General features: G+C 56.7%; 19 protein-coding genes and 1 pseudogene. 6 read left to right on the top strand and 14 right to left on the bottom strand.

From position 1 onward, the window contains the following. Positions 1-7: 7 nt before the first annotated feature. The 3 genes from BM131_RS00100 to BM131_RS00090 form a co-directional block, all read right to left on the bottom strand. Complete coding sequence (locus tag BM131_RS00100; RefSeq protein WP_090183875.1) at positions 8-370, bottom strand: response regulator; 363 nt, start codon at positions 368-370, stop codon at positions 8-10. Next, on the bottom strand, positions 363-1,415 hold the full coding sequence (locus BM131_RS00095) for an HWE histidine kinase domain-containing protein (protein ID WP_090183872.1): 1,053 nt from the start codon (positions 1,413-1,415) through the stop codon (positions 363-365). The genes BM131_RS00100 and BM131_RS00095 overlap by 8 nt, the downstream gene beginning before the upstream one ends. A gap of 315 nt (positions 1,416-1,730) precedes the next feature. Beyond that, positions 1,731-2,483: a lysophospholipid acyltransferase family protein gene (locus BM131_RS00090; RefSeq protein WP_245754087.1), complete on the bottom strand. Its 753-nt coding sequence runs from the start codon at positions 2,481-2,483 to the stop codon at positions 1,731-1,733. Positions 2,484-3,118: 635 nt separating this feature from the next. Between BM131_RS00090 and BM131_RS00085 the strand changes: the two genes are divergently transcribed. Further along, positions 3,119-3,595: a cell wall hydrolase gene (locus tag BM131_RS00085; protein ID WP_090183870.1), complete on the top strand. Its 477-nt coding sequence runs from the start codon at positions 3,119-3,121 to the stop codon at positions 3,593-3,595. 377 nt (positions 3,596-3,972) lie between these two features. On the opposite strand, the gene BM131_RS00080 is transcribed toward BM131_RS00085, so the two are convergent. Together BM131_RS00080 and BM131_RS00075 are read right to left on the bottom strand one after the other, a co-directional pair. Beyond that, on the bottom strand, positions 3,973-5,175 hold the full coding sequence (locus BM131_RS00080) for a PQQ-dependent sugar dehydrogenase (protein ID WP_245754086.1): 1,203 nt from the start codon (positions 5,173-5,175) through the stop codon (positions 3,973-3,975). A 229-nt stretch (positions 5,176-5,404) separates the two neighbouring features. After that, on the bottom strand, positions 5,405-5,776 hold the full coding sequence (locus tag BM131_RS00075) for a c-type cytochrome (RefSeq protein WP_090183865.1): 372 nt from the start codon (positions 5,774-5,776) through the stop codon (positions 5,405-5,407). A 614-nt stretch (positions 5,777-6,390) separates the two neighbouring features. Here BM131_RS00075 and BM131_RS00065 point away from each other — a divergent pair. The 3 genes from BM131_RS00065 to BM131_RS00055 are packed head-to-tail and all read left to right on the top strand — an operon-like array spanning position 6,391 to position 9,171. Beyond that, entirely contained in the window at positions 6,391-7,263 is an 873-nt protein-coding gene (locus BM131_RS00065; RefSeq protein ID WP_411914379.1) for a pyridoxal-phosphate dependent enzyme, read from the top strand. Continuing rightward, positions 7,256-8,422, top strand: a complete 1,167-nt coding sequence (locus tag BM131_RS00060; RefSeq protein ID WP_090183857.1) for a M24 family metallopeptidase — start codon at positions 7,256-7,258, stop codon at positions 8,420-8,422. The genes BM131_RS00065 and BM131_RS00060 overlap by 8 nt, the downstream gene beginning before the upstream one ends. Then, complete coding sequence (locus BM131_RS00055; RefSeq protein WP_090183854.1) at positions 8,419-9,171, top strand: maleate cis-trans isomerase family protein; 753 nt, start codon at positions 8,419-8,421, stop codon at positions 9,169-9,171. The genes BM131_RS00060 and BM131_RS00055 overlap by 4 nt, the downstream gene beginning before the upstream one ends. 181 nt (positions 9,172-9,352) lie before the next feature. On the opposite strand, the gene BM131_RS00050 is transcribed toward BM131_RS00055, so the two are convergent. Then, a complete protein-coding gene (locus tag BM131_RS00050; protein ID WP_090183852.1) occupies positions 9,353-9,904 on the bottom strand; it encodes a 2OG-Fe(II) oxygenase in 552 nt (183 codons plus the stop codon). 881 nt (positions 9,905-10,785) lie between these two features. Between BM131_RS00050 and BM131_RS00045 the strand changes: the two genes are divergently transcribed. Then, the gene (locus BM131_RS00045; RefSeq protein ID WP_090183849.1) at positions 10,786-12,003 is read left to right on the top strand and encodes an MFS transporter; all 1,218 of its coding nucleotides are present in this window, start codon (positions 10,786-10,788) and stop codon (positions 12,001-12,003) included. Positions 12,004-12,139: 136 nt separating this feature from the next. Here the strand turns inward: BM131_RS00045 and BM131_RS00040 are convergent, their stop codons facing one another. The 7 genes from BM131_RS00040 to BM131_RS00015 form a co-directional block, all read right to left on the bottom strand. Continuing rightward, positions 12,140-12,643, bottom strand: coding sequence for an aggregation factor core (locus BM131_RS00040; protein WP_245754085.1), 504 nt, complete (start codon positions 12,641-12,643; stop codon positions 12,140-12,142). 143 nt (positions 12,644-12,786) lie between these two features. Continuing rightward, complete coding sequence (locus BM131_RS00035; RefSeq protein ID WP_090183846.1) at positions 12,787-13,149, bottom strand: VOC family protein; 363 nt, start codon at positions 13,147-13,149, stop codon at positions 12,787-12,789. Then, positions 13,142-13,381 carry a hypothetical protein gene (locus BM131_RS19885; RefSeq protein WP_139222562.1) on the bottom strand — a complete coding sequence of 80 codons (240 nt, stop codon included), beginning with the start codon at positions 13,379-13,381 and terminating at the stop codon, positions 13,142-13,144. Before BM131_RS19885 ends, BM131_RS00035 begins: the two co-directional genes overlap by 8 nt. 991 nt (positions 13,382-14,372) lie before the next feature. Continuing rightward, the gene (locus tag BM131_RS00030; RefSeq protein ID WP_090183844.1) at positions 14,373-15,404 is read right to left on the bottom strand and encodes a Hint domain-containing protein; all 1,032 of its coding nucleotides are present in this window, start codon (positions 15,402-15,404) and stop codon (positions 14,373-14,375) included. A 332-nt stretch (positions 15,405-15,736) separates the two neighbouring features. After that, the gene (locus BM131_RS00025; protein ID WP_090183842.1) at positions 15,737-16,531 is read right to left on the bottom strand and encodes an SDR family NAD(P)-dependent oxidoreductase; all 795 of its coding nucleotides are present in this window, start codon (positions 16,529-16,531) and stop codon (positions 15,737-15,739) included. Positions 16,532-16,707: 176 nt separating this feature from the next. Beyond that, on the bottom strand, positions 16,708-17,010 hold the full coding sequence (locus BM131_RS00020; protein WP_090183841.1) for a DUF1330 domain-containing protein: 303 nt from the start codon (positions 17,008-17,010) through the stop codon (positions 16,708-16,710). A gap of 13 nt (positions 17,011-17,023) precedes the next feature. Then, a complete protein-coding gene (locus BM131_RS00015) occupies positions 17,024-18,040 on the bottom strand; it encodes a zinc-binding alcohol dehydrogenase family protein (protein ID WP_090184548.1) in 1,017 nt (338 codons plus the stop codon). Between the two features lie 117 nt (positions 18,041-18,157). Between BM131_RS00015 and BM131_RS00010 the strand changes: the two are divergent. Continuing rightward, a pseudogene (locus tag BM131_RS00010) lies at positions 18,158-18,670 on the top strand (LysR family transcriptional regulator); the annotation flags it as partial. On the opposite strand, the gene BM131_RS00005 reads toward BM131_RS00010, so the two are convergent. Beyond that, positions 18,628-18,916, bottom strand: a 289-nt coding sequence (locus BM131_RS00005; protein WP_139222572.1) for a transposase, incomplete at its 5' end; no start/stop codon positions are given. The pseudogene BM131_RS00010 and the gene BM131_RS00005 overlap by 43 nt on opposite strands.

Raw genomic sequence — 18,916 nt, 5'->3', positions numbered from 1 at the left:
TGGCCTTTTACGACAGAAGCTGTGTGAGTGCGGCGGTCAAATCTGCGTCGCGGAACGGTTTGTAAAGGACCGCATGATCCCCAAATCCTTCCCTCATATCGGATTTGCTATTTCCGGTGCAGAAGATGAAGGGGATGCCCCGTTCCAGCAGAGCATCAGCTACGAGATTGCTGTCTTCTCCACCCAAATTCATGTCTAGCGTGGCCGCATCAAACGACTCGGATTCGATCAAAGAAATCGCTTTGGCAACCGTGCTGGCGCCACTGACGTCCCGGCATCCGAGATCTGCCAGGATATCCTCCATCAAAAAGAGGATCAGCGACTCGTCCTCAACGACGAGGACACGACGACCAGATAACAGATCACTCATCGTCGGAAACGGGTGCAGGAATGTCCATCGTGCAGACAACGCCTTTGGCGCGATAGTCTAGCGCCACAGTGCCACCCAATTCATGTGCGAGGCCCCGCTCGATCACTTGAGATCCAAAGCCCTTGCGCGTCGGTGGTGTCACAGCCGGTCCATCCTTTTCCGTCCAGATCAGATGCAGCCGCCGACCCGTCGGTGACGGCGCGACTGTCCACTCAATCCGGATCACTCCATTTTCGTTCGAGAATGCGCCATACTTCACAGCATTGGTGGCTAACTCGTTGAAGGCGATGCCAAGCGCCAATGCCGACTTTGGTCCAAAGCGGATATTATCGCCGGTAATCTCGACGCGGCGCGCCCGCTCTTCATCCGCTCCGAATGGCTCTAGCGCGTCATTGATCACATCTAAAAGCCCGGCGCTGCGCCACTTTTCGCGGGTCAGTAGGTCGTGCGACCGGGCAAGTGCATACAGGCGGGTCTCAACGGCTTTCCGCATTGCTTTGGGGTCGGCGTTCGCTCGCGCCGCCTGCGAGACGATCGATTGCACCGTCGCGAGGGTGTTCTTAACGCGGTGGTTCAGTTCATCGATAAGCATGCGCGATTGAGCCTGCTCGTTCTTGTATGCGGTAAGATCCACGAAGGAGGCAAAGTTCTGGATAATATCACCATCGTCGTCCCGGATCGGACTGACGAAGAGGGCGGCCCAAAATTCGCTGCCATCCTTACGGCGGTAAAGGATCTCGCTGTCGGTGTCAGAGTGGTGCTCGAACTCCTCGCGGATCAGGGCCAGTGCATCTTCATCCGCGATATTGGCCATGAGAAAGTTAAAGCTCTGGCCCAAGACCTCCTCGCGTTCGTAACCTGTCATGTTGAGAAAAGCGTCGTTGGCAAAGATGATCGGATTGGCCGTCTCGCAGGCGTCCGTAAACACCATCGCCATCCGTGTCGTCTCGGCAGCGACGACAAAGGGTCCTAAGTCGTCCTGAAATCTTTCGATTTCGCCCTCAGCGGTTTCCTGATCCTCTGATTTGTTGACGATTTTCGGCATATGAGCACCCTTTTGAAGACCATGCGACGTTACCGAGTGCATTTCCGGGTTAACGCATCATGACATATTTCTTAGGTCATCGCAAACAGGCGGTCCCATGCGGGCTGCACGAAGGGCTCGCACCAGACCACATCTTTGGGCAGCAGCGCGCCCAAACTGACGCGGCATGCTTTTTATCGACCTGCAAGAGGAGTGTACTGCGCGTCCGGGACTGACCGTGTCGTCGCACCTACTCCTCTTAAGGCTTAGATGCTGACGGAAACCACGTCCGGCCAGAGGTTGCCATTCTTCGTCGAATGCACCTGTTGCGACAGGCTATGGCAATATCGACCGTTCTGCCTCCATCTGCGCTTCGGCCTTTTGAACAAACAGTTCGGCCGACATCCCAGGTGGTATCGGAGCGAGATACGAGACTGTGATTGTCCCACCACGCTTGCTTGATCCGCTAGGTCCCCAGAATTTGCCGGAGTTCACCAAGACGGGCAGCACGGGTGCCCCCAGCTTTGAATACAGCAGTTCCACCCCACGCTTGAACGCGATTGGCTCGCTCTCATCCATACGTGTCCCTTGTGGGAAAACCAGAACCGAGCGGCCGGAGGCAATCGCTTCATGACTCTGTTTCAGCATCGCCTTTAGTGCCTTGGACCCGCTTTCACGATCGATGATGATCATCGGTGATTTTCGCAGATACCACCCGATTATCGGGATCCGCAGAAGTTCGTGCTTCGCGACAATTGCGACGTCCGGGAAAAGAACAAGGGCTGCGAGTGTTTCCCAAGTGGATTGATGATTGCAGACGATAAGACAGGGTTCGTCCGGAATCAGGTCGCGACCCTTTTCGGCATAGTCCAGCCCGACGATATGCTTCAGCCCGAACAAGATTCCGCGCACCCAAAGACGAGTTGCAGCCCGAATTGGTTTTTGCGGCGAGCCAGACAACCAAAAGACCAGCACCCCCAAAGCGAACAAAGCGGTCCAGCCAGCAAGGAACCCGTCGAACAGAAACGATTTCAATTTTATCGCATTCATAAGAGATTTAATCCGCATCTGATGGGTGGGAGAGGTCAAGTCGCGCCGCAAGAGGTGGAAGATTAAACTAACATTTGCAACGAACGATAGGAATGAAGGTGAGACAAAGTGCATGTCGGAAAGTGCTGCTCTGAGACGGTAAAGTGACGCTTCATGACGATCAATGCCGTAACGACATCAAGCTGGATTGTCCGCCGATCGGCTGATCGACGTTTCGGTTGACGACATGCTGCGCGATCCATGAACGTCGGCGTATGAGGATGTGGGTTCGCTTAGACTATCACCTCGCGATATACGAACGGGGATTAGTTTGGGCATGCTTCGGAGCTTGAGTGAACGTAAAAATTACCGAAAAGGGGGCGATACACGCTCGTTATATGCCCGCGGTTGGCAAATTTACCCTGCATGCCTTTGGCGGTAAATTTGTGAAAACTAGTAAAGCGGTTTCAATGTCTTTAGGTATTATAAAGTGACTGAAGGACGTTACGGGAAAGGTGCATCGGCGTGATGCTGACCAGTTTGGCGCGAAGCGCTATGGCTCGCCTCGCCTTTCGGCCTTCGATCTACTTGGGACCAACGGCCCACCAGCCCGCTAGCGCCCTTGGCAAGACAACTGCGACGCCACCAAGCTTTAGGAGCGACCAAAAGTGATACGTCAAAAGGTCAGATTTCAGATGATCATTTCGGTCGCCGCATTGGCGGCACTGACGGGTTGTGGCATTTTCCCGCGTCATACCGAACGCGACTGTATGGAACGAGCGATGTATTTCGAGTCGAACCGGTCGAGCCGGGACGGCATGATCGCAGTGGGCAGCGTGGTCATGAACCGCGTCAATTCCAGCAGCTACCCCGACACGGTCTGTGGTGTCGTCGCGCAGAAAAATCAGTTTGCACCCGGGATCATGTCACGCAAAATGGACGGGCGATCTGCTGCGATTGTCCGCGAGGCAGCAGTTTCGGTTCTAAAAGGTGAACGGCACCCGATGATCGCGCGGGCGCAGTTTTTCCACGCCGCAACATACCACGCGCCCTACAACAACATTCATTACGTTCTTTCGACAGGCGGCAATGCCTTCTACGAAAAACGGCCATCCGAACGCGTCACGCAGTCAACACCCTTACCCCAGATCGAGGGTATCACGGGGCGATAGGGCCACCGAAGGTGGGGGCGGCGCGTCTTCGCAACAGGATTGAAAACGAGCGTTGCGAACACGGTAACCCGCCCGCAACCTATGTGTGTTTGTCTTTGTTGAAGGGGCAGTCAGTGTAGAATGACATTCGTCTTCGGCGACAGCCGTGCAGTCTAGGTCATGAGCTTTTCAGACAGTCGCGCCCGGATACAATCATTCTTGGACGAAATATCACTGCGCAAAACCTCAGCAATGTGGGGTGTGTAAGCAGCATCGAAGCGCCGCCTTGCTAACGGGCCATACTATGTTTGGGTGGATGGCCAGCTTTTCCCGTTTTTTGCTGCGCTTCACTGAGAGAACTAGGCCGCGCTGTCGGAGAAGCGCGGCCTAGTGCAGTATCAGCTGCCTGGTGTCAGCTTGTAGATGGTGCCCTCATCAACGGATGTATAAAGACTACCGTTCGGTCCAAGGACAACCGAGCGGAAACGCCCGGCCTCCATTGGCAGGGTCATCTCGGTCACGTCCTCGACCGAAAGTGTGCCATCGTCCTCATAGAACTGGATGACGTCGATCCGCTGTCCAAGCGGCGTGCCGCCAAAACCGATCCCCATGATGCCGACAACCATCGCACCGTTCCAGTCGCCCCACTGCTCACCTTCGAGGAAGGCCGCTGACGACGTGCCCTGCGACCAGCCGTTGTTTTCCCATACAGGTGGCATGGCGTCGGGGTATGTTGCGAAGTCTGTCATCGGCATAAAGGCGGCCCGCTCGTAACGGTTCATACCCTCGTTCTGATTTGGACTGTATCCGCAATACCCGTCCGGGCAGTCGCCGCGGCCTGCCATATTGGCGCGTGGGTCCCAGCCACCGTTGCCACCATTCACCAGCACAGTGATCTCATCCGAATGCCAAGGGCCATGCTCTGCGATGACGGCCTGTCCGGTTTCAGGGTGAAACGCGATGCCCTGCACGTTGCGGTGGCCATAGGTATAGGTGCGCGGGTCAAATCCTTCGGGTGGGCTGTTGTCAGGGTGAGCCTGCCCATCTGTATCCATCCGCAAAACTTTGGACCCCATCAGTGTCGGGCTTTGCGGGATCTCCTCGTTGTGGTTGTCACCTGTCGTGAGCCACAGCGCGCCGTCTGGACCAAAGCGAACGCGTCCGCCGTTGTGCGCACCGGGACCACCGAAGGGATGATCCGACGCTTCCATTTTGTACGGCACATCATCCACGATGTCGGTCCGGTCCGCGACGCTCGTAAAGTCCTCGTTAAGGGTGAACCGCATCAGCCGGTTCGTATGAGGCGCGGACATGTTCGAGGTCGCATAGACGTAGATCCGACGGTTATTATCGAAGTCGGGATCAAAAGCGACGCCCATCATCCCGGCCTGTCCCTCGCAAAAAAGGTCAGCGCCATTTTCTGCGTAGCCTTCCGTCTCGCCCACGCCATATAGCGCATTGACGGTGCCATCGGGCATGCGCACAGACAGGCCACTGCATTTCTCGGTGAATAGCATCGTGCCATCATCCAAGAACGCCATATCCCACGGATTTTCTAACCCCTCCAGCACGACCTCCTGCTGAAGACTAGTTGTGTTCATCCCGCTTTGCGCAAGCGCAGGCGTTACGAATATGGATGTTCCTATGAGCAACGATGTAAAAAATGGACGTGATAAAGTCATGATTTCCTCCCAGATTTCAATGAAGCAGAGGTATGACGTCGCACTGGTTGTCCGCTGACACACCTGGCCGTTCCACAATCCTAGCAGGGTCTGAACGTGAATCAAGTAAACCCGCGGTTCAGTTAATTAGCCCCGAGGGCTGCGGAGTTCATTCAAAAGCGGTTGTGACGTAGACTGCAAGGCTCGCGATCTCTAGGTCCGAGAGGCCTTTTGCGTTCTGGATCATCAAGACTGAGTTGGGTCCGATCCGCTCTCCTGCGCGATAGGTTTCAAGCTTTTCAACAATGTATTCCGGTGTCTTGTCGGATAGCTTCGGATAGCTCGCGACGCCCTGCGCTTTGTTGCCATGACACCCACGGCAGCTTCGCGTGAATATCGACTTCGCAGCGTCCAAGTCCACATCTTCGGCCATGACCGCGGGCGCTTCGGTTTGTTCAGCTTCCGTTGCGGCGTGACTTTCAGCCGAGGCGACAGAACCGTAAAAACCCGTGATTACGGCAAGCGCGTAAATTCTTAACATCTGCAGTTCCTCCCAAAACAGCTCCTCCTACAACCTTAGCTTGCCTGCGCCACGCGTCTAGTGGGTAGCGCAATGACAGTGCCGCGTTCAGGCTTCAGTCCGCACGTGGGCCGATTACGGGCGCTTCACGACCAGTCCGGCGCTATTTCAGCATTAGCTAGATCATGCTCTGTCGGCAGTGTTTGGAATTTTGATGGCAGCGCTGACAGCGCACTATCGTCGAAGCGAAGTCCGAGGTGCCGCACCGCAATTCGCGCAACAAGGTGGGCTTGGTCTTTATCAGGCCGCCTTTCGTTTGAAAGCTTTGCGGCAAGGCGCGGACACCTCGTTACGGATCTACAGATGGCGATGATCTGGAGAAATGTCTCGTTACCGCTATTAAAGCTGCCAACTCTGTGCCCTGATACATGCGAGCGAAGCAGCATTAACGACGAGGGGGATGCGTGACACAGGTATTTGTAAATCCATATCGGGGTCGCGGTCTACCCGATCTTCAGCCAACGCCTGGCGCGCGTGCGCGTGCGGTCGCCTCCCTTCTGGCGCAGTGTCCGAGGCATGAACAGACGCCGCTGCGCGACGTTCCCGCTCTTGCTGAAATGGCGGGTGCCGCGCGCGTGACGATCAAGGACGAACGCGGTCGCATGGGTCTTGGCAGTTTCAAAGCGCTGGGGGCCGCCTATGCCATCGCGCGTGAAGCTGCTGCCGCTGGCGGTGCATTACCAACAGCCTTGACCGGACGCACCTATGTGACTGCCAGCGCTGGCAATCACGGCCTGTCAGTGGCTGCTGGCGCGCGCATTTTTGGTGCAGCGGCAGTCATCTATTTGGCGGACACCGTGCCCGAAAGCTTTGCCGCGCGGTTGCGGGGGATGGGTGCGCAGGTCGTGCGTGCGGGCGCAGATTACGAGGCGAGCATGGTTGCGGCGGGTCATTCGGCCAAGGCGCAGGGTTGGACGCTGCTGTCGGACGGGTCCTGGCCGGGATATGTCGACCTGCCGTTTCGGGTGATGGAAGGCTACCGACAGATCGCGACGGAAATCGTGGGCCAGATGACCGACCGGCCGACCCATGTCCTGCTGCAGGCTGGCGTCGGCGGCCTTGCCGCGGCGGTTGCGGCGGAACTGCGCCTTGCATGGGGTGACGGCCCCCAGATGATCGTGGTCGAACCCGAAGCGGCCCCGGCGCTGATTGACAGCATCCGTGCGGGGCGGGTCGTTGTGACATCCGGGCCCGTCTCTGCGATGGGACGGCTGGACTGCAAAACGCCGTCCATGCTGGCGTTGGCGGATCTGGCACGCGACGCCGATGGCTTTGTCACCTTGACGGAGGAAGAGGCGGCGACAGGGGCCGAAGCCGTCGCCGCCGCCGGATTACCATCGACACCATCAGGTGCGGCCGGTGTAGCGGCACTGTTGGCAGGGTTGGACGGGATCAATGCCGAAAGCCACGTGCTTTGCATCCTCAGCGAAGGGCCGGAAAATGCCTGACGGTTCGATGATCTTTCCGGCGGATGAATATCGCCGCCGGATCAAGGCGCTTCAGGCCGAAATGGCAATCGGCGGGATGGATGTCCTGCTTTTGACGTCACCCGCGGATATTTTCTACACCACAGGGTTTTTGACACGGTTCTGGGAAAGCCCCGCGCGGCCATGGTTCATCGTGGTGCCAGCGACGGGCGATCCGATTGCGATCATCCCGACGATTGGTGCCGCGCTCATGGGGCGCTGCTGGATCACGGACATCAGGACCTGGCGAGCCCCTGATCCGGTTGATGACGGTGTCAGCCTTCTGGCCGAGGCGTTGATCACATCCGTCCCTGCCGCGGGCAGGATCGGCCTGCCAATGGGGTTGGAAACGCATCTACGCATGCCGCTCGCGGATTACCTGCGCGTGCAGGACCTTGTCGCACCGCGGCAGTTTATCGACGGAACCGCCGCCGTCTGCCGGGTCAGAGAGATCAAGTCCGAGGCTGAAATCGACAAGATTCGCGCGACCTGTGACGTGGCCAATGCCGCCTTTGATCGCGTACGGGATTTCGCACAACTTGGCACGCCGCTGATCGACGTATTCCGCGACTTTCAGGTGGCCCTGCTGCAGGCAGGGGCCGACTGGGTCAGCTATGTCGCAGGGGCTGCGGGGCAGGGTGGATATGGGGATGTTATCTCGCCCGCCGACGACCGGCCCTTGCAGTTAGGCGACGTGCTGATGCTGGATACGGGTGCCGTGCGAGACGGCTATTTTTGCGATTTCGACCGCAACTTTGCGATTGGCCCGCCCAGCGATGCGGTGCGCCGCGCGCATGACGCGCTGTATACCGCGACCGATGTGACACTCACGGCGCTGCGCCCCGGTATGCTGGCCCGGGATGCGCACCGGATCATGGCAGAGGCCCTGACACGGGCGGGTGCGGTGGCAAGCGGCGGCAGGTTGGGCCACGGTCTTGGGGTGACCTTGACCGAATGGCCGTCGCTGACCCCGCTGGACACAACAGAGCTACGCGAGGGGATGGTGCTGACACTGGAACCGAGCGTAGACATCGCCCCTGGACTGATCATGGTGCACGAGGAGAATATCGTGTTGCGGGCGCATGGACCCGAATTGCTTTCACGCCGTGCGCCTGCCGCATTGCCAGTGATCTTGCCATGAAGCAGATTAACTTTGATCTGACAGGTCCCATTGGCAGCAAGGCCACTTTCGGGCTGATCGTGCTTCAGGCCGACGAAACGCTAGAGCAGGACTTTCGCCGCCTTTTTCCCGACCGCGACATTGCGATCCACATCAGCCGTATTCCGTCCGGCGACGCCTTAACGACCGATACGATCGCCGCAATGAAGGCTGACCTACCGCGTGCGGCGAAGCTTTTTCCGCGGGCTGCTTTGTTCGATGTCGTGGGCTACGGCTGCACATCCGGCACAACCCTGATCGGTGCCGCAGCGGTGGCGGACATGGTGCGCCAGGGCGTTGTGGCACCCGTTGTCACTGATCCCCTGACGGCGGCTTTGGCCGCTTTGAAAGCGCTTGGCGTTCTGCGGATAGGTCTGGTGACGCCCTACGTCGCGACCGTCGCCGGCCCCGTGCGCGACGCTTTCGGCACCGCAGGGTTTACGGTGGTCGATACCGTGACGTTTGGCGAGGAGGAGGAGGCGAAGGTGGCCCGGATTGCGCCGGCTTCGATCATGGCTGCGGCCCGCGCCGCGTCGATCGGGGCAGAAGCGATCTTTCTGTCCTGCACCAATCTGCGCACGCTCGACATCATCGCCCCACTGGAATCGGAACTCGGCATCCCGGTGCTGAGCAGCAATCAGGTTCTGGCCTGGCATATGGCGCAGGCGGCCGGGGCACCCTTGGCAGCCGACGCGCCCGGACGGCTGTTCGAAGTGTCGGCGCGTAAATAGCACCCAGCACTCTGCGTCTGCCTGTGCATGTCGATGACGGCCGGTGCACAGTCTATGCGTTATCGCCCCGGCCTCTTTGCGCCGGACGAACAGCATTGCATCCAATTCTGCGACTGGTTCATGACCTATTCGACGTAAGGTAGCGCTACCGCAACATCAGCAATGGCAGCTAAAGGCCGTTTCAGCGGAATGCAGGACCGTGCGCCCAAACAGTCATCGAATGCCGTATACCACTTTTAACCGGCGTCACCTGATGAAGCGTGAAACTGGGGAAAATGCTAACACACCCCTGAGCGCGACCAGCTGTCAGAATTTGTGCGCCCGGCATGACCTCCAAGTCACCGCCTTCATAGGTATCGGCACCGCTCAATTGCAGCACCAGAGTGAGCTTTCGTTTTCCGGAGGCAGGACCGCTACCAATATCGGAATGCCATACGAAGTGGCCGCTATCTGAGGACTTGTAGATCGCCACCTGCGGGCTTTCGGCAAACTCGCGCAGATCGAATTCAAAATGATCCCTGTTTGATTTGCGAACCAGCTCGATCAAGCGGTCCATCACCCACTCCATACCAACCACGTCATCTGTCCAGACCAACTCAGATTTGCGAAGATTGTGATCTTTATTGCTGCCGACGAGGAGGGCTTCATTGGTTGGCGATTGGGAAATCATCGAAATAATCAGCTCACATTCACTTTTAGTAAACGCATCAGGCATCGCATGTATTGAAAGCATTCCGTCCACCTTTTCGAATTTTCAATGAGTCAATTTTCGCAAGAGCGCTCGATTGCGAAGAACAATTTAGCAAGAAGACGCGCGATCCAACTGACAGACACCCAATCAATTACTGGATCGAAAACGATCTTTTCGATGCGCCCTTAGACCTAGCTATTCGAAACTGGACTAAAGCTTCATTTGCTTGTCGAACAGTCTGACGACCCTCGCGTGAAGGCAGTAACCGCAGTATTTGGCCGTTTTGGCGAAGCCGCTGAGACAGCGCATTACCGTGCGGTGACAGCCCAGACGGGATACGACTTAGTGCACTTGTCAGAGCCGCGCCCACAACGCGGAATTGCCAGATTCAATTATGCAGAAATATTAGCCGACAAGCCAGCAGCGCAGGCCGACGAAGATGCGTTCCTGAACCCGCATAGCTGACCCTTGTTTCGACACAGTACAGGAGTCGCTATCGGTGCGCCATAGACGATAGTATTTGGCGGGTTCCACAATTGATCGCAAATTCAGGTGGTAAAGCCTTTTCAAACCGAATTTTCAACGACGGGCGGCGGCCGTTGCTTTGTCAGCGCAGCGGTAGTCTGACCTTACAAATTCTGAACAGCACGCAGGATCCTTGCAAACTGGTGCGTTGATGTATGGAGGCGCTCGTGGAACCGCACAAATAGCTGGTAAGTTTGGTGTTTGCATAAGGAATCCTCCGATCCGCCATACCCTTCCACAGTGACAACCTGACGTTGACGCAGCATCATATCATGAGATGCTGAGGCGCGGCGAACCGCATCAAAAGGCCCATTCTGACCGATGCTGTGGTCCGCACCAATGGCTGCTCCGCTTCGACCGCAAACATCAGCCTATGAGGAAAAGCTTGGACCTGGCCATTGAAACGCACTGAACGCTTTTCCCTCTACGTTGCGCTGACGGCTTTGACCGCTCTGGCCATCGACGGCGTGCTGCCTGTGATGCCCATGATACAGGCTGACCTCGCAATTGCGCCTCCGTTTTCCGGCGCACAGATCATCACCGTTTTCGTATTGGGAATGGCCATAGGTGAGCTGCTGATTGGCCCATTTAGCGACGCGGCGGGACGGCGTCCTGCCGTCATCGCGGGTCTTATCGTCTTTGTCGTCGGCACAATTCTCGCTGCCACGGCGGATAGCTTTGCCGCCGTGGTATTCGGACGCTTCATTCAGGGCGCAGGCGTTGCGGGACCAAAGATCGGCACACGCGCGATGATCCGCGACCGCTATGCGGGAACTGATATGGCGCAGGTCATGTCGGTCATTTTCACTTTGTTGATCCTCGTTCCGATGATTGCGCCAGCTGTCGGTGCTGTCATTGCGGCAACATTTGGCTGGCGCGGCGTATTCTGGGCTTATCTGGTGCTGGCGGCCGGGCTCGGTGGCTGGCTATGGACCCGTCACCCCGAGACGCTGCCTATCGAAAAGAGGATACCTCTGCAATTTCGGCGCTTGGCACGAAACACCCGGACGGTGCTGTGTCGCCCCGACGTGACGCCCGTCATCATAGCCACGGGCTTTATCTTTGGTGCGCAGCTTACCTATTTTGCTGTGGCGGCAGAGTTGTTCGGCGCGATCTACGGTCTCTCGACTGCGATGCCCGGATTTTTTGCCATTCTCGCGACGGGAACCGGTGCCGCGCTCCTTCTGAACGTGAGGTGCGTTGGTCGCACCGGCATGGAGGCTCCGATCCTTGCAGGTGTTGTGTTGCTGGGCGTGTCAGGGGCCGCGCTTCTGGGTGCGGCAGCACTGACTCAGGGGCACCCACCATTGGCGGTCATGCTCGGTCTGGGTTGGCTGGGTTTCTTCGCCCTCGGCCTCCTGTTCGGCAACCTCAATGCGTTAGCGATGCGCCCGCTCGGTGATCTCGCGGGCCTAAGCTCCACCATCATTGCGTCGATCTCTAGTCTTGTGGCCGTTATCTTTGCCACGACAGTGGAGGCGATGGCAGCAGGTCCCGTCTGGGCTATTGCATGGGCTTTCGCACTTGCTGCGCTGCTATCTGCAGTCCTAATTATCCGCGCAATTCCGGTCAGTTCGCGCAGGGAAATCTTTCGCGCGTTCCACATCTTTAGATGATCTGACAGGCAATATCCTAAATGAGGGCCCAGCAGGAATGCCGGCTTTGCGGTGAGGTGCGGAGGTCCGAAACTCAAAAATGGTTGCCGAAAGCCGCGTTTAATCTGCCAGTTCTAGCGTGAGGATTGGTAAAATTCTATGAACACACAGGGGTGATAAGAGAGGCTTCGGCGTTTGACGAAAACGAGGCGCGCGTTGACGTGTTTTCAACCGTCAACGCGACTGCGGCCCCCTCAATCTCAGAGCCAGATACTGTGATTTCGCGCCCACCAGCAGTGTCATCCACGTCGATCGTAAACGCGATACGCTCGTCTGGACCAAGTGCACCAATATTTAAGACAAGTTTGTTGTCGCCGTCCTTAACAGTCGGAAGCATAGTCAACGCCGCCTTTCCCGCGACAAGCTCAAGCGGCTGAAATACTTCAACGCCTGCGCCAGTGCTGGTCACATCAAAGATCAGACCCGAAGCTGATCCAGACAGATCCAATTCCAACGTTGCGGCAGTAAGCGTGCACGCCCCAGTATTGTGAAATGTGAATTGGTCTTTGGGTGCGCCTTCGTCGAAGCTAACGACGACATCTGCGAACGCAGGGCTCGATAAAATGAGCACGGTGGCAGCGAGAAAAAGCTTCTGCGTCAATCTCTTGGTCCATCTTCTTTGCGATCGTCTGATCATCTGTTCGGATACTGACTGATCTTGACTTCAAATACTACGTTGACCCTACCTCAAAAACGAAGTTTTTCGAAAGAGCTATGAAGACCTGCAGCTGCTGATGTAGCCGATCATCGCAATAGTTCGAGCAGCTCAATCCGGTTTTCGAACGGATCATCAATATAGATCCGGCGAATGGTCGGCAAATCGATATCACGTCGATACGCCACTTTCCGATTTTGAAGATGCTGAATAGCTTCATCGAGTGACGCGACGCCGAAAGCAGGGTGGGCCTTTTTTGCTGGAATGAATGGTTCCTCGACGCCCAAATGCAGATCAATGCCAGCACGGGTGAACCAAACGCCGCCGCGGTCTTTCAGAATGTCAGGTTTTTCGACTTCTTCGAAACCCAAGACGTCAACGTAGAATGCTCGCGCCCTATCTTCCCCATTCACCGGCATCGCCAGTTGAACGTGGTGCATAAATTCAATCATAAGCAGCGGCTCCTGAGGCTTTTATACAAAGCATATCGCACAGGGTGATGTTGCCAAGGCAGGCAGTCGCATTTGCCGCGCCCCTAAAGAACTTAAAAAGATTGTTTGTTGTCCGCTCGGCAAGGTCTGGTGTACGGGCAATGCTGCTGCTGTCCACAGCCGGCTCTATCATTTGACCGGTGTCTTTAAGCCATAAATAATGCGCAAATCTCTCGTCTGTTGCCCGAACCATGGCACAGTTCCGCCAAGCGGCTTGATCGATGTACAAAACGGCTGCAACATCAACCGGTCGGCGTTCTAATTGAAGAATGTCCGTTTAAGGATGATCGGATAAACGGAAAATCTGACTGGATGGCCTGGCTGGAATGGAACCCGCCGTTTAGGGTTTGCGATTTTTCTATGTCCGCTGGGCACCGTTTAAGACGGAATATAAAACATTACGCCAATTAGAGGCCGCGATCATGCAATACTATCAAGCTTGGTTTAATACGCGTGATATGCGCGCTGATACGCCGTTTGATCACATCGGCTAGGTGTCTTGTCCCGGCATTTGGTGGATCGGATTTGGGATGAAACGATCTGGCTCTGAAATCCAGATTTCTACGAGTGGGTGCGTTCAACGGGTGGCGATATCAATCCTGGTCCGATCCGTGATCTGTTGCGCGGACATATCCTGCAGACAACAGCCGTTGACTTAGGTGACATGGTGCTTGGGCAAGAAGTTACTGAGCGGCGCATACACTCAGCCTATTCTCTCTTTATCGCGACAACGTTGCACCTTAAGAGGCACCGCAAAATACTTATCAGGCTTGGAATTGCCCCGGACAATTGTGGCGACCTCGACTATAACCGTTTGGTATTTCCCGTTACGGATACAGAACGGATTTGCCGTGACCTTATGTCTGCTGTTCCTCTCTCTGATCGGTCGCGAGAGTTCGGCTACACTAGGTCGTAGGCCCAGAGCCTATGCCACGGTGGCGCAATTAATCCAATTGCGACGCCGGGCGGCGGTATCGGCCCGATAGACTTCGCACTCACTGAAATCGCCGTTTTCTTAAATGGATTTCCGGTCTTCCAGAAATGGAACCGGCGGATAATGTGGATATGACGCGCGCTGTCTTGATAGGGGCTGTCCGCTACCCGTTTTAATTTTATAAAGACAATCAGTTAGTCGCTACAGCGCTGCTTTTTGCAACACGTCATCGACGCCACGGGGAGTTCAGTTAAGCCGCTTCCATCTGCTGCGCGAGTGCGCTGCGTATGACCTGCGTCTCGTACCCTCTGAGGACGGGCCGCGCTGTTGATCCGTAATTTTCGAAACCATCAGCCAGACTCGGAAATATATCCACGATTTTAGCGCGGTCATCATCTGACAACAAAAGTTCACCCTGCTTGGCCGGATGGAAGCTTTCAACATCGACCCCGTTACAATTCAGGATTTCATGACGGTCGAAAAGGATATGGAAGTATTCGACATATCCCCCCGCGCTTTGGGTGATCGGTGCATCGCCCACAAGATGTTTTGCCGCGGCAAGGCATTCGGAATTGCCAAAGTGCAATTCGTTCAAAGTATCGCGCAGCAGGACTCTATGTTGGGGTGATAGCTCGAAGGTTTTATGGCACCCAAACACACCCTTTGGGATTTGTATTGGCGCATTTTTTCCGCGGGCAATTAGCCTTTTCGATCCGATCCACCGAATGGGCTGCGGCCCATGATCGAGCGTTTCAACCAAATCGCCAACTGCAAGTTCCTCAACCGATCGCATGCCGTTTGGGGTTTCAAGCATGCAGCCGCGCGTGAAACAGACATAGTCAGCATAGGTAAATACGGGCTCGCCCGCGACCTGTGCGTCGGGCTGATTGTCGAAGTTTATAATTTCGTATGCGCGCCCTTCGACCAAAGGGTATTCTGACAACGTGTAGGTAAAGCTTTGTTTGCCCTGTTTGCCGTTAAGCAGAATGTCCTCGAAAGTGACGTCATCGATCGGGTCATAAATGGTCCAACCTGCGTCCGCATTCACCGAGATGTCTTGGTATGTCACGGTTCCGTCGACCGTTATCGTTGCCGTCGCCGTTTCTTGGCTGCCACCAACATTGTCATCCAGCGTCAATCCGTCGACGCCTGTTTCATTGTCGGTAATGACTGCGGTGCCGGTGCTTCCGGTGAGGGGGGAGTAAGTGAAAACTCCCGGCGCGGAATCGAAACCGCTGGCGTAAGGGCTCTCGAGGTAAACATTGAAGGTGTAATCTGCCATTGCTTATACCCCTAGAACGTTGGTCTTGAGGAGATTTATTGCTCTAGTTTAGGTATATTTTGAGGCAAATCGGGCGCGAATTAAGGTAATTTTGTGGCAACCTTTGGGATGGGGACGCTGCGGGCCCCTGTAATCTTTGGTCTTTGAGTGCAAAAAAAACTTATACCCAATGGCTTTTTCAGGGCCGTGTCGTGTTAGGGTCCGTTGTCTTTTCTGTCGGCGAAGAGTGTTTGCCGGCCACGTCTGTATCGGATTTTGTGCAGACTTATCGTGCAGTGCCCATCAGGCACATTGGGCTCTAACCGGACTTTGCTACATACATCTCACGGCGTTCAGCGAAGCGCTAAAAACGGCTTCAACATCTTATCCACGGCACCGGCAACCGTTGCGCAAAGCGCTTCAGGATAGCGGGGACCGAAGCGGCGTGCATCGTTGTCAAAGTAGCGGCCTGTGGCATCTGCGAATGCGTCAGAAAGGGCGGCGCGTGTCAGGATGTCGACGCCGATGTTCAGATCGTTCCCTGACATGCCAAACCCTTCGCGCACCATCTTTGTCGCTAAAAGAGAGCCGGGATTGACCGCGATAGAGGCGGGGCCCGCGGGATGCTGCGCTGCGAAGTGCTGGCTCCAGAGTGTGATGGCAAGCTTGCTTTGCGCATAGGCGTCCATGTCTTGCATCGGGCGTGCGCCAGCTAATGCCTGCAGGTCCACCGGGGCCTGCGCGGCAGAGGATAGGTGGATGATGCGGCCGCCCAATGGAACCGTGGGCAGCAGTTTCAAGGTCAAAAGGGCAGGGGCCAAGGTGTTGACGACAAAACGGACGTCTAACCCGTCGTCGGTGATGGTATGGTCTGTTTTGAAGACGCCAGCGTTGTTGACCAGCACATCAATCCGCGGGTGCGATGCTGCTATCTGGTCCGCCATTGCCGCCACTTGCGACAGGTCCGAAAGGTCGGCCAATGCGGTCGTGATGTCGGCCCCCGTCTTGCGCAGGGCCTCTGCCGTGGTGGCAAGTTTGCCCGTGCTTCGGCCATGAATGATCAAGTCATGGCCCTGCTTGGCAAGTGCCTCGGCCGCCGCGCGACCAATACCGTCTGTCGCACCGGTGATAAGAATGATCTTTTTCATGATGAGGCCTTAGCTGGATGCGGGCAGCACGTCGCGTGCAAGCCGGAAAAGAAGTGTGTCGATACGGGCGCGGTTCAAGCGCACATTGACGGCACCGTGGTGTACGCGGATGTCACCGAATGCCGCCCCAAGATGGATTGGCTGCGGGCCGCCCCTTAGGGGACAGCCCGCATGGCTTAGGCTAAATCGTCTTGCCCCTTGATCAGCCAGTGAAAGCTGTCTGACCCCGCCTGCCGCGCGTCCAGATGCGGTGCATACTCTGGGTCCTGCATGAACGCTTTGGCCGCGTCCTCGGAAGGCCATTCGATCAGGATACGCAGGGCGGCGCCGCGCTGAGGCCCTTCAAGCTGTTCGTGGCTCGACGTGCGCGCCAGATATTTGCCGCCGTGGCGTGCAATCACCTTGTTGGTGGCTGGCAGATAGTCGGGGATCCAATCGTCCTTCAGGGGCGTGACTTCAAGAATTGAATAGGCCGTCATTGGTGTTTCTCCTTTACGCTTCATTGGACAGGCCGGGCAGGACCTGCTTGCCGATCACACGGCCCGTTTCCTGACGTTTGTGTGCTGCGGTCAGGGTTTCGACCGTCAACACATCGGCGCGTTCAGTCACTGTGGATGCCAATGTGCCGTCGTCTAGCATGTCGGCGACACGGTTCAGCAGATCGCGCTGCACCGCGATGTCGGCGGTGCCGAACATCGACCGTGTGAACATAAACTCCCACGAAATGCTTAGCGCTTTGAACTTGGCAGGTCCGATGTTCAGGTTGTCGGGATCGTCGATCAGCGCGACATGGCCGCGCGGCGCAATCAGGTCCACGATGGCAGCCCAGTGCTGGTCGGTCGCCGTCAGCGCAGCCACATAGGTCGGCGCAAGGCCAAGGTCGCGCACTTGCGCAGCAAGGTCACCGCGGTGGTCGACCACATGATCGGCGCCCATCTTGCGCACCCAATCTTGCGTCTCGGGTCGAGAGGCGGTCGCGATGACGGTCAACTTGGTCAGCCGTTTGGCCAACTGGATCAGGATGGAGCCGACACCGCCAGCGCCGCCAATGACCAGCAGGCTTTGCCCTGCGCCGCCGCCTTCGGTCAGGCGAAAGCTGTCAAACAGCATTTCCCACGCCGTGATCGTCGTCAGCGGCATGCCCGCAGCTTCGGTGAAATCCAGCGACGCAGGCTTGCGCCCGGCGATGCGTTCATCAACCGCGTGAAATTCAGCGTTGGTGCCGGCGCGGGTCACGTCGCCAGCGTAAAATACCGCGTCGCCAACGGTGTAGCCCGTCACCTCTGCGCCGGTTTCCACAACCACGCCGGCCGCGTCAAAGCCAAGGATGCCCGGCCCGCCCTCTGGCGCGCGATTGGCGCGCAGTTTCACATCGACCGGGTTGACCGAGATGCCTTTGACGGCAACCAAAAGGTCGCGCGGTCCGACCTGCGGGCGATCCAGATCAATCATTTGCAGTGCGCCGCTGCCATCCACGGGGCCGGTCTGCGTATATCCAATAGCTTTCATGTCTGCGATCCTAAGGTTTGTGCGTTGATGCTTCATACCAAAATACACCTTTGAAAAGCAGAAGAAACGGCGCATATCGGACTTCAGAATTCCGATTTTAGATATAATGAGGGCTGGATGGACACCGATAGCTTGCGTCTGTTTGTGGCCGCTGCCGAACGCCTGAACATCTCGGCCGCGGGGCGTAGCCTTGGGCTTGCCCCTGCGATGGCCAGTGCGCGTCTGGCAAAATTAGAGCACGAGCTGGGCGCAGAATTGCTGCACCGCACCACCCGCAAGGTGTCGTTGTCGCAAGAGGGCGAGGCATTTCTGCCCTATGCCAGAGAGATCCTTGCGCAGTCCGAGGCAGGGCGCGCAGCCCTTGGCCTGAACGCGGCAGAGCCGTCGGGCACATTGCGGTTCGCCGCGCCCAGCAGTTTCGCCCAATTGCACATCATGCCGTTGCTGCCTGCCTTCCATGCGAAATACCCAAAAATCACGCTGGATTTGCGCCTATCCGATACGCGTTTTGATCTGATCGAAGGCAGTTTCGACCTTGCGCTGCGCAGCGCGCCCTTAGAGTCTGATTCAAAACTAACTGCACCTTCTCAATCCCTTGCGAGATGCCGTGTGACGCGTCTGATGTGTGCGATGAGGATCCAAGCCTCTGCGCTTGCGATGGATTTTTCCCAATCTTTCGATAGGCGGCGACATCGGTTCAGCCAGGCGAAGGTGCGCTCGACGACCCACCGTCGCGGCAGCACTTCAAAGCCCTCCGCGGTGTCAGAGCGTTTGACGATCTGGACGGTCCATCGGCCGAGGGCCTTTAGCGCGTCCCGCAGTTTGGGCCCTGCATACCCGCCATCCGCAAATACATGTCGCAATGATGGATAGCGC

Source organism: Loktanella salsilacus (assembly GCF_900114485.1).
Classification (GTDB): domain Bacteria; phylum Pseudomonadota; class Alphaproteobacteria; order Rhodobacterales; family Rhodobacteraceae; genus Loktanella; species Loktanella salsilacus.
Note: the sequence above shows the minus strand (reverse complement) of the source record. Positions and strands in the feature narration are given on the sequence as shown.

What these genes read in the sequence shown, in the direction of transcription:
- BM131_RS00015 (WP_090184548.1), bottom strand. Translation starts at nt 18,040, where the DNA reads ATGAAAGCTATTGGATATACGCAGACCGGCCCCGTGGATGGCAGCGGC.
- BM131_RS00095 (WP_090183872.1), bottom strand. Translation starts at nt 1,415, where the DNA reads ATGCCGAAAATCGTCAACAAATCAGAGGATCAGGAAACCGCTGAGGGC.
- BM131_RS00080 (WP_245754086.1), bottom strand. Translation starts at nt 5,175, where the DNA reads ATGAACACAACTAGTCTTCAGCAGGAGGTCGTGCTGGAGGGGTTAGAA.
- BM131_RS00025 (WP_090183842.1), bottom strand. Translation starts at nt 16,531, where the DNA reads ATGAAAAAGATCATTCTTATCACCGGTGCGACAGACGGTATTGGTCGC.
- BM131_RS00035 (WP_090183846.1), bottom strand. Translation starts at nt 13,149, where the DNA reads ATGATTGAATTTATGCACCACGTTCAACTGGCGATGCCGGTGAATGGG.
- BM131_RS00055 (WP_090183854.1), top strand. Translation starts at nt 8,419, where the DNA reads ATGAAGCAGATTAACTTTGATCTGACAGGTCCCATTGGCAGCAAGGCC.
- BM131_RS00030 (WP_090183844.1), bottom strand. Translation starts at nt 15,404, where the DNA reads ATGGCAGATTACACCTTCAATGTTTACCTCGAGAGCCCTTACGCCAGC.
- BM131_RS00100 (WP_090183875.1), bottom strand. Translation starts at nt 370, where the DNA reads ATGAGTGATCTGTTATCTGGTCGTCGTGTCCTCGTCGTTGAGGACGAG.
- BM131_RS00075 (WP_090183865.1), bottom strand. Translation starts at nt 5,776, where the DNA reads ATGTTAAGAATTTACGCGCTTGCCGTAATCACGGGTTTTTACGGTTCT.
- BM131_RS00020 (WP_090183841.1), bottom strand. Translation starts at nt 17,010, where the DNA reads ATGACGGCCTATTCAATTCTTGAAGTCACGCCCCTGAAGGACGATTGG.
- BM131_RS00050 (WP_090183852.1), bottom strand. Translation starts at nt 9,904, where the DNA reads ATGCTTTCAATACATGCGATGCCTGATGCGTTTACTAAAAGTGAATGT.
- BM131_RS00060 (WP_090183857.1), top strand. Translation starts at nt 7,256, where the DNA reads ATGCCTGACGGTTCGATGATCTTTCCGGCGGATGAATATCGCCGCCGG.
- BM131_RS19885 (WP_139222562.1), bottom strand. Translation starts at nt 13,381, where the DNA reads ATGGTTCGGGCAACAGACGAGAGATTTGCGCATTATTTATGGCTTAAA.
- BM131_RS00085 (WP_090183870.1), top strand. Translation starts at nt 3,119, where the DNA reads ATGATCATTTCGGTCGCCGCATTGGCGGCACTGACGGGTTGTGGCATT.